9 protein-coding genes and 1 pseudogene are annotated in these 7,441 nt (G+C 64.9%); 4 read left to right on the top strand and 6 right to left on the bottom strand.

Annotation, left to right across the window (positions count from 1 at the left end; all coding sequences use genetic code 11):
* Nucleotides 1–199: 199 nt before the first annotated feature.
* Nucleotides 200–442 (bottom strand): FliM/FliN family flagellar motor switch protein, encoded by a 243-nt coding sequence (locus tag BM222_RS29585; RefSeq protein ID WP_011088012.1) that lies wholly within the window; start codon nt 440–442, stop codon nt 200–202.
* Nucleotides 443–533: 91 nt separating this feature from the next.
* On the opposite strand from BM222_RS29585, the gene lipB reads away from it, so the two are divergent.
* Nucleotides 534–1,283, top strand: a complete 750-nt coding sequence (gene lipB, locus BM222_RS29590) for a lipoyl(octanoyl) transferase LipB (RefSeq protein WP_092236088.1) — start codon at nt 534–536, stop codon at nt 1,281–1,283.
* A 195-nt stretch (nt 1,284–1,478) separates the two neighbouring features.
* The gene (locus BM222_RS29595; protein WP_143106081.1) at nt 1,479–2,192 is read left to right on the top strand and encodes a DNA helicase; all 714 of its coding nucleotides are present in this window, start codon (nt 1,479–1,481) and stop codon (nt 2,190–2,192) included.
* Between the two features lie 43 nt (nt 2,193–2,235).
* Here the strand turns inward: BM222_RS29595 and BM222_RS29600 are convergent, their stop codons facing one another.
* Nucleotides 2,236–2,658 carry a tautomerase family protein gene (locus tag BM222_RS29600; protein ID WP_092236091.1) on the bottom strand — a complete coding sequence of 141 codons (423 nt, stop codon included), beginning with the start codon at nt 2,656–2,658 and terminating at the stop codon, nt 2,236–2,238.
* Between the two features lie 111 nt (nt 2,659–2,769).
* On the opposite strand from BM222_RS29600, the gene BM222_RS29605 reads away from it, so the two are divergent.
* Nucleotides 2,770–3,624 (top strand): LysR family transcriptional regulator, encoded by an 855-nt coding sequence (locus BM222_RS29605; protein WP_092236094.1) that lies wholly within the window; start codon nt 2,770–2,772, stop codon nt 3,622–3,624.
* A 3-nt stretch (nt 3,625–3,627) separates the two neighbouring features.
* On the opposite strand, the pseudogene BM222_RS29610 reads toward BM222_RS29605, so the two are convergent.
* Nucleotides 3,628–3,970 (bottom strand): annotated as a pseudogene (locus tag BM222_RS29610) (DUF1731 domain-containing protein); the annotation flags it as partial.
* A gap of 108 nt (nt 3,971–4,078) precedes the next feature.
* On the opposite strand from BM222_RS29610, the gene BM222_RS29615 reads away from it, so the two are divergent.
* Nucleotides 4,079–5,599 carry a PAS domain-containing hybrid sensor histidine kinase/response regulator family protein gene (locus BM222_RS29615; protein ID WP_092236097.1) on the top strand — a complete coding sequence of 507 codons (1,521 nt, stop codon included), beginning with the start codon at nt 4,079–4,081 and terminating at the stop codon, nt 5,597–5,599.
* 61 nt (nt 5,600–5,660) lie between these two features.
* On the opposite strand, the gene BM222_RS29620 is transcribed toward BM222_RS29615, so the two are convergent.
* From BM222_RS29620 to BM222_RS29630, 3 genes are all read right to left on the bottom strand, one after another.
* Nucleotides 5,661–5,960: an acylphosphatase gene (locus tag BM222_RS29620; RefSeq protein WP_092236100.1), complete on the bottom strand. Its 300-nt coding sequence runs from the start codon at nt 5,958–5,960 to the stop codon at nt 5,661–5,663.
* Entirely contained in the window at nt 5,957–6,823 is an 867-nt protein-coding gene (locus BM222_RS29625) for an isocitrate lyase/PEP mutase family protein (RefSeq protein WP_092236128.1), read from the bottom strand. Before BM222_RS29625 ends, BM222_RS29620 begins: the two co-directional genes overlap by 4 nt.
* 166 nt (nt 6,824–6,989) lie before the next feature.
* Nucleotides 6,990–7,441, bottom strand: a 452-nt coding sequence (locus BM222_RS29630; protein ID WP_143106082.1) for a biotin/lipoyl-containing protein, incomplete at its 5' end; no start/stop codon positions are given.

Genomic DNA, 7,441 nt, shown 5'->3' on the forward strand with positions numbered 1-7,441 from the left:
ATGCCGGCTGAAGGCTTGAGGCCTGCCGCATCAACGGCGCCGATCTAACAAATCCATCAGTGGGGTACAAGCCTGCCGAGGCCCTGAATTCCACAAGCTTGGCAGGAAATTTTCAGGAAATTTTCAGCCCTGCCCCAACGGTCCTGCCGGGTCCCGGGCCGCTACCGCGTGCCCCGGCCGCTACCGCGTGCCCCGACCGCTACCGCGTGCCCGGCGTCCGGGGCAGCATCTGCTTGACCTCGACCGCGATCCGGTTGCGGTCGACCAGCACGACCCCGGAGGCCACGGGCAGATTGTTGGCGAGAACCTTGACCTCGTCGGCCTCGGTTGCGTCCAGCTCGATGATGGCGCCGCGGGAAAGACGTAATACTTGATGGATCGGCATGGTGGTCGTCCCGAGGACGACCATGAGATCCACGGTGACTTTATCGAGTGTGGGCACTGTCAGGACCGCCGCAACTTGGGACTAAGAGACCAGAACTAAAAAGACTTGGCATTTGCGCCTGCGATCATCACCCCGTTATGGTTAGCCAATGGTTAATTCGCCTCACCCCTCCCGCCAGAACCAGCGTCAAGAGCTCGATTTGACGCCGTTTTCCGCCGTCGGCGGCGAGCCTGTCGAATGGCTGATCTCGGACACGCCGGTGCCCTATCCGGAGGCCGTGGCGGCCATGGAAGCCCGGGTCGCCGCGATCGCGGCCGGCGAAGCGCCGGAACTGGTCTGGTTGCTCGAGCACCCCCCGCTCTACACCTCCGGCACCTCAGGCAAGGAAAGCGACCTGATCGATCCCCGTTTCCCGACCTTCACGACCGGGCGCGGCGGACAGCTCACCTATCACGGTCCCGGCCAGCGGGTGGCCTACATCATGCTCGACCTCAAGCGCCGCCGGCCTGACGTCCGGGCCTATGTCGCGAGCCTTGAGGAACTGATCCTGAAAACGCTCGCCGCCTTCAACGTGCGCGGCGAGCGGCGCGAGGACCGGGTCGGCGTCTGGGTGAAGCGGCCCGACAAGGGCGCTGAGCACGAGGACAAGATCGCGGCGATCGGCGTGCGGCTGAAGCGCTGGGTCTCGTTCCACGGCATCGCCATCAACGTCGAACCGGAGCTGGAGCACTTTGCAGGCATTGTGCCCTGCGGCGTCGCCGATCCCCGCTACGGCGTCACATCGCTGGTCGATCTCGGCCAGCTCGTGACCATGGAAGACGTCGATGTCGCGCTTCGGCAGGCGTTTGAAGAGCTGTTCGGGCCGACCCGCGCGCTGCTGCCGGAAGCCGCCGCCTGACATTCCTGTTGGAGGCGCGCGACGCGCGTTCTCCGCCAGCGAGGAATCGGATACGCTTGTTTCAGGTGCCGCCTGCGCCTCCCCCCTCCGCCGGGAAAGTACAGATCATACCGGGCGACCAAACCATCGGACCGACTGTTCGAGCGCACGCATAAGGAGGGATTGCGCTTTCTGCTCGCATCAGGAGGTTTGACGATGAAATTGTCCGCGCCAATCTATCATCTGAAGCGAAAAGCCAAGCGCCTGTCCCGCGAGGAGGGCATTCCGCTGCACGACGCGCTCGACCGCGTCGCGACCACGGAAGGGTTTTCCGCCTGGAGCAGGCTCGCAGCTAAGGCGGCGGCATTGACGCCTGCGAACAAGCTGTTTCCGCGTTTTGTGCCCGGCGACCTCGTGCTGGTCGGCGCCCGGCCCGGTCAGGGCAAGACGCTGCTGAGTCTCGAGCTTGCCGTGGAGGCCATGAAATCAGGCCATCGCGCCACATTCTTCTCGCTCGAATACACCGAGAAGGATGTGATCGATCGCCTACGCGCCATCGGCGTGGAGCCCGCGCACTTCGAGAAGCTGTTCGAGGTCGATTGCTCCGACGCAATCAATGCCGATTACATCGTCAAGCAGATGGCCGCGGCAGCACGCGGCACGGTCGTGGTGATCGATTATCTGCAGTTGCTCGACCAGCGGCGGGAAAACCCTGATCTCGCCGTTCAGGTGCGCGCGCTGAAATCCTTCGCACGCGACAAGGGATTGATCGTCGTTTTCATCTCGCAGATCGATCGCTCCTATGACCCCACTGTCAAGCCCTGCCCTGATCTAGGCGACGTCAGGCTGCCGAACCCGCTCGACCTGAAACTGTTCGACAAGACCTGCTTCCTGAACAAGTCCGACGTTCAGTTCCGGGCAGCAAGCTGACGAACGGGCCGCCGGTGGCAGGGCCCACCCGCGGCCCGCATCATCACGCCGCCTTCAGCGGCACCTCGAGCTTGCCGGCGATGTAGCGCCGCTCCTGGGTCAGGCCGCCGAAGCCGTAGGCGTCGCCCTTGACCTCGTCGACATGCAGATACGTCTCGGGATGCAGCGGGCCCAAAATCTCGGCCATGCGCTTGAACATCGCGGCGAGGTAGGCTGCCTTCTCGTCCTTGGTGTTGGTGCCTTCAGTGACGTGGATGTCGATCCAGTAACTGGCGAGCCCCTGCTCGGCGAGTGACCTCCCGCCGGCGAACCAATCATCCGCATCGACCGACTTCACGATGATGGCCGTTACCTTGGGATCCTTGTGCAGGATTTTTGCGGTTAGCTCCGACACGGCGCTCGCGATGTCGGCCTTCATCGACGGCGACTGGCGGGACGAGGTGTAGGACACGGTGATCAGGGGCATTGTCGTTCTCCTCAAGATGCCGCGCTGTTTGCACGGCGTTGATGAGAAGCTAGACCTTCCCTCATCATTTTGATATCTTATCTCTCGATATAGCAGTGATAACACATCATAATGAAAGCCACACTCGATATCGCGACGGTCCAGGCTTTTCTGCTGGTCGCCGACTTCCAGAGCTTCACCCGCGCCGCGGAGGCGCTCGGCACGACACAGGCAGCCATCAGCCTCAAGCTACAGAGGCTGGAAACGCTGCTGGGCAAACGACTCGTCGAGCGCTCGCCCCGCGCCGTCCGCCTCACCGCCGAGGGCGCCGGCTTCCTCGATCGCGCCCGCGCCCTGATGGCGGCGCATGACCGCGCGCTCTCGGGCGAAGCGCCGGCTGCGCAATCGCTCTCGCTCGGAATCTCCGACCACGCGGCAGGCCCTGAACTGGTGCCGCTGCTCGAGCGGCTGCATGCGATGTCGGCAAGCCTGACGCTTGCCGTCACCATCGGCTTCTCGCGCCAGATGCAGGACGCCTATGACGCGGGCGAGCTGGATGCGGTGATCGTGCGCCAGGAAGGCAGCCGCCGCGGCGGCGAAAAACTGACCGAGGACGAGTTCGGCTGGTTCGCGTCGCGCCGGTTCACGCTCCCCAGGGGCGAAGCCTTGCCGCTGGCAACGCTCGCCCCGCCCTGCGGTGTCCGCGCGATTGCCGTACGTGCGCTCGACAAATCCGGCGTCACCTGGCGCGAGCGCTTTGTCGGCGGCGGCGTGACGGCGGTCGTTGCCGCCGCGCTTGCTGGCCTCGCGGTTGCGCCGCTGGCGCGGCGGATCGCGCCTCCCGGGCTGATCGACATCGGGCCTGCGCACAAGCTGCCAAAGCTCGGCAGCTCGAAGGTGATGCTGCATTCGAAGGTCAGCGATCCCGCGAAGCTGGCAGCGCTGCGTGCGGTGGCAGCGGCGTTCCGGAGTGCAGCCTCCACCTGAACCTCACAGCATCGCCTCGAACGCGCTGCGCAGCGTCTCGTGCCGGAAGACAAAACCGCGGCTCAGCGCCTTGTTCGGCAGCACGCGCTGACCCCCGAGCAGGAGTTCGTCGGCGAAGCCGCCGCCGATCCAGCGCAACAGGCCGCCGGGGATGCGAAACACCGCGGGCCGGTGCAGCCGGCGGCCGAGCTCCTCGGTGAATTTTGCGTTGGTCACGGGGATCGGCGCAGTCGCATTGACTGGCCCGGAGAGATCGGGCGTCGCCATCACACTGCCGCCCGGTGCCGATGGGACCACCGAGCCCGAACTCGAACGGCGTCAGCATGCGCGTGATGAAGCCGCCCTCAGCCTTGCCTGCTTGCATACCGCCGCTTCGATTTGCCTTAAAATATCCCAGGGAACGGGAACCAAACGCCCTCCTGAGACGTTTGTCCCGATCGAGGCGGGGTTAGGAATGGTCAAAAAGTCCAGTCAACAGAGAGACTTGTTCGAAAGCGAACGGAGTTTTCGGCTGTTGGTTGAGGGAGTTGCGGACTACGCGCTCTATATGCTCGATCCCAATGGGATCATCACCAGCTGGAATATTGGCGGCGAGCGCATCAAGGGCTATTCGCCCCAGGAGATCCTCGGCGAGCATTTTTCGCGCTTCTACACCGAAACCGATCGCACCAACGGCAAGCCGGCGCGCGCGCTCGGCATCGCCAGGGAGCAGGGCCGCTACGAGGAGGAAGGCTGGCGCGTCCGCAAGGACGGCACCTTCTTCTGGGCGAGCGTCGTCATCGACCCGATCTACGAGGACGGTAAGCTCGTCGGCTTCGCCAAGATCACCCGCGACATCACCGAGCGCCGCGAGACGCAGCTCAAGCTCGAGGCGATGCAGACGCAGCTTGCGGAGTCGCAGAAATTCGATGCGCTCGGCCAGCTCACCGGCGGAGTAGCGCACGACTTCAACAACCTCCTGATGATCATCAGCGGCAGCCTCCATATCCTCAGGAAGGCCGCCCCCGACGATTCGAAGTTTCAGCGCGCGATCCTGGCGATCGACACCGCCACAAGACGGGGCGCCGCGCTGACGGGACAGCTCTTGACCTTCGCGCGGCGGCAGAGCGTCAATCCGCAGCCGATCCGGTTCGGCGACCGCGTCGAGGCGATCCGCGAGGTGCTTCACGCGGGCGTCGGCAGCGCGGTTCGTCTCGCCTTCGAGATCGAGCGCGACCTCTGGCCGGTCAAGGCTGATGTCTCCGAGCTCGAGACGGGCCTGCTCAACCTGGTCATCAATGCACGTGACGCCATGCCTAACGGCGGCACGGTGACGATCGGCGCGCACAACACCGTCCTGAACGATCCGCTTCATAGCGGCGAATACGTCGCCATCACCGTCGCCGACACCGGGCTCGGCATTCCCTCCGACGTCGTCGACAAGATTTTCGAACCGTTCTTCACGACGAAGCCGGTTGGCAAAGGCACCGGGCTCGGCCTGTCGCAGGTGCACGGCTTTGCGCATCAGGCCGGCGGCACGGTCAAGGTCGCAAGCGAGCTCGGCAAGGGCACGACCTTCACGATCCTGCTGCCGCGTGAGACCGCGACCGCACCGGTCGAAGCACTCGAAGTGGGGCCGGTGCGCGGCAGCGGCACGGTGCTGCTGGTCGAGGACAATCCTGACGTAGCCCTCGTCAGCATCGGCCTGCTGGAGCAGCTCGGCTACCGCGTGCATCGGGTTTCAGATGCCGAATCCGCGTTGCGGGAGATCGAGAACACTGGTGTCGACTTAGTGTTCTCCGACATCGTGATGCCCGGCAAAATGGACGGGCTCGGCCTCGCTCATCGCCTGCGCCAGATCCGCCCCAACCTGCCGGTGCTGCTCGCCACCGGCTATAGCGAAGCCGCCGCCGATGTCCGCGGCGATTTTCCGATCCTGCGCAAGCCGTATGAGATTCACGAGCTGAGCGAGGCGATTTCGAAGCTGCCGCGGTAGTTGCTCTTCGCCTCAAGCGGGGCGAGGGAGCGCACCGCTCGCGAGGGACGAGAGCCGGCTCTCATACCGTCGGCAACACCGAGAACACCTCCCCTGCCCGGCGCAGGTTCAACTCATCCGCGCTCGCCGTTTCGCTGGTCACGTTGTCGACATGCGAGGACGGCGGGCCGTGGCGGCACAGCGCGACCATGTCGGCAACGAGTTTCGGCGGGCCTGCGAACAGCGCTTCGACGCTGCCGTCGCGGCGGTTGCGCACCCAGCCCTCGAGGCCGCTCGCGGTCGCCTGATACTCGACCCAGGCCCGGTAACCGACGCCCTGGACGCGGCCGCGGATCATCACCTGAAGGATTGCCCGGCTCATTTTTTCAGTCCGAGAAAGTCAGCGCTGCGCTCTTTTACCTCGGCATCGCGCATGACGCGACTGGTCAACTCCGCCGGTGGCAATCCCCCCAGCGCTTTCGGCGACGTGCCCTCGCGCAACGCCTTCTGCACCTCGTACACCGCCTGCGTGGCCGCCGCGATCGGTGCGTGGCCCTGAAGCGCGATGCGGACGCGCTGGTTCGCCAGGTAATCGGTCGCATTCAATTCGTCCGGCGCACCACCAAGCACGATCGGCAGATGGGTTGCGCTCACGATGGCCTCGAGCTCTGCCCGCGACCTGATGCCGGTAAAGAACAGCGCATCGACTCCGGCGGCCTCATAAGCCTTGGCACGCCTGATCGCGTCCTCGATCGCAGTGATCGAGGCCGCGCCGGTGCGGCCCATGATGACCAGCGCGGGATCGCCGCGGGCGTCGAGCGCGGCTTTCATCTTGCCGACGCCCTCGTCGATCGAGATCAGCTGCGCTTTTGCCTCGCCAAAAGCGGCCGGCAGCAGCGTGTCCTCGATGGTCAGGCCGGCAGCACCCGCTGTCTCCAGCTCCTGTACCGTGCGGCGCACGTTGAGCGCATTGCCATAGCCGTGATCAGCATCGACCAGCACCGGCAGGCTTGCGGCGCGCGACATCCGCCGCATCTGCTCGGCAAGCTCGGTGAGCGTGATCAGGGTGACGTCAGGATCGCCGAGCACGGCGAGTGAGGCCACAGAGCCGCCGAACATGCCGAGTGGAAAGCCGAGATCCTCCGCAATGCGGATCGAGATCGCGTCATAGACCGAGCCGGGATGGACGCAAGCGGCGCCCGAGAGGATGGAACGCAGTCTATCGCGGCGGGAACGAAAGGCCATGGCGGTGTCTCTCTCTTGGAACTGAAGCGGTCGCTCCAATCTCCGTCATTGCGAGCGTAGCGAAGCAATCCAGAATCATTCCGCGGAGGCAGTCTGGATTGCTTCGCTGCGCTCGCAATGACGGTGGGTGCAGGCAGACCGGCCCGTGCACCACACACATACACCTTTACGCAAACTCCAGGATCAGCGCGTCCACCGCCAGCGTTGCGCCGGCGCTGGCGTGGACCTTCTTCACGGTGCCGTCCTGCTCGGCACGCAGCACGTTCTGCATCTTCATGGCTTCGACCACGGCCAGCGTCTCGCCGGCCTTGACCTCCTGCCCTTCGGTCACGGCGATCGAGACGATGAGGCCGGGCATCGGGCACAGCAGTTTCTTGCCGCTGTCGGAGGCGGTCGTCACCGGCATCAGCCGCGCGGAGGCCGCTTCCGCTTCCGTCCAGACATAGACCGGCACCTCGACGCCCTGATGCGCCAGACGGATGCCGTTGGCGATCGGGCGCGCCTGCACCGCGATGAAGTGACCATCGATCGTGCCCTGCCAGACCGGATCACCCGGCTTCCATGCGGACTGCAACAGATGGGCCTTGCCGGCCTTGCCTTCGGCGTCGAGGAAGCGGA

Origin of the sequence: Bradyrhizobium sp. Gha (genome assembly GCF_900113735.1) — a bacterium.
Classification (GTDB): Bacteria; Pseudomonadota; Alphaproteobacteria; order Rhizobiales; family Xanthobacteraceae; genus Bradyrhizobium.

What these genes read in the sequence shown, in the direction of transcription:
- lipB (WP_092236088.1), top strand. Translation starts at nt 534, where the DNA reads ATGGTTAATTCGCCTCACCCCTCCCGCCAGAACCAGCGTCAAGAGCTC.
- BM222_RS29595 (WP_143106081.1), top strand. Translation starts at nt 1,479, where the DNA reads ATGAAATTGTCCGCGCCAATCTATCATCTGAAGCGAAAAGCCAAGCGC.
- BM222_RS29600 (WP_092236091.1), bottom strand. Translation starts at nt 2,658, where the DNA reads ATGCCCCTGATCACCGTGTCCTACACCTCGTCCCGCCAGTCGCCGTCG.
- BM222_RS29605 (WP_092236094.1), top strand. Translation starts at nt 2,770, where the DNA reads ATGAAAGCCACACTCGATATCGCGACGGTCCAGGCTTTTCTGCTGGTC.
- BM222_RS29615 (WP_092236097.1), top strand. Translation starts at nt 4,079, where the DNA reads ATGGTCAAAAAGTCCAGTCAACAGAGAGACTTGTTCGAAAGCGAACGG.
- BM222_RS29620 (WP_092236100.1), bottom strand. Translation starts at nt 5,960, where the DNA reads ATGAGCCGGGCAATCCTTCAGGTGATGATCCGCGGCCGCGTCCAGGGC.
- BM222_RS29625 (WP_092236128.1), bottom strand. Translation starts at nt 6,823, where the DNA reads ATGGCCTTTCGTTCCCGCCGCGATAGACTGCGTTCCATCCTCTCGGGC.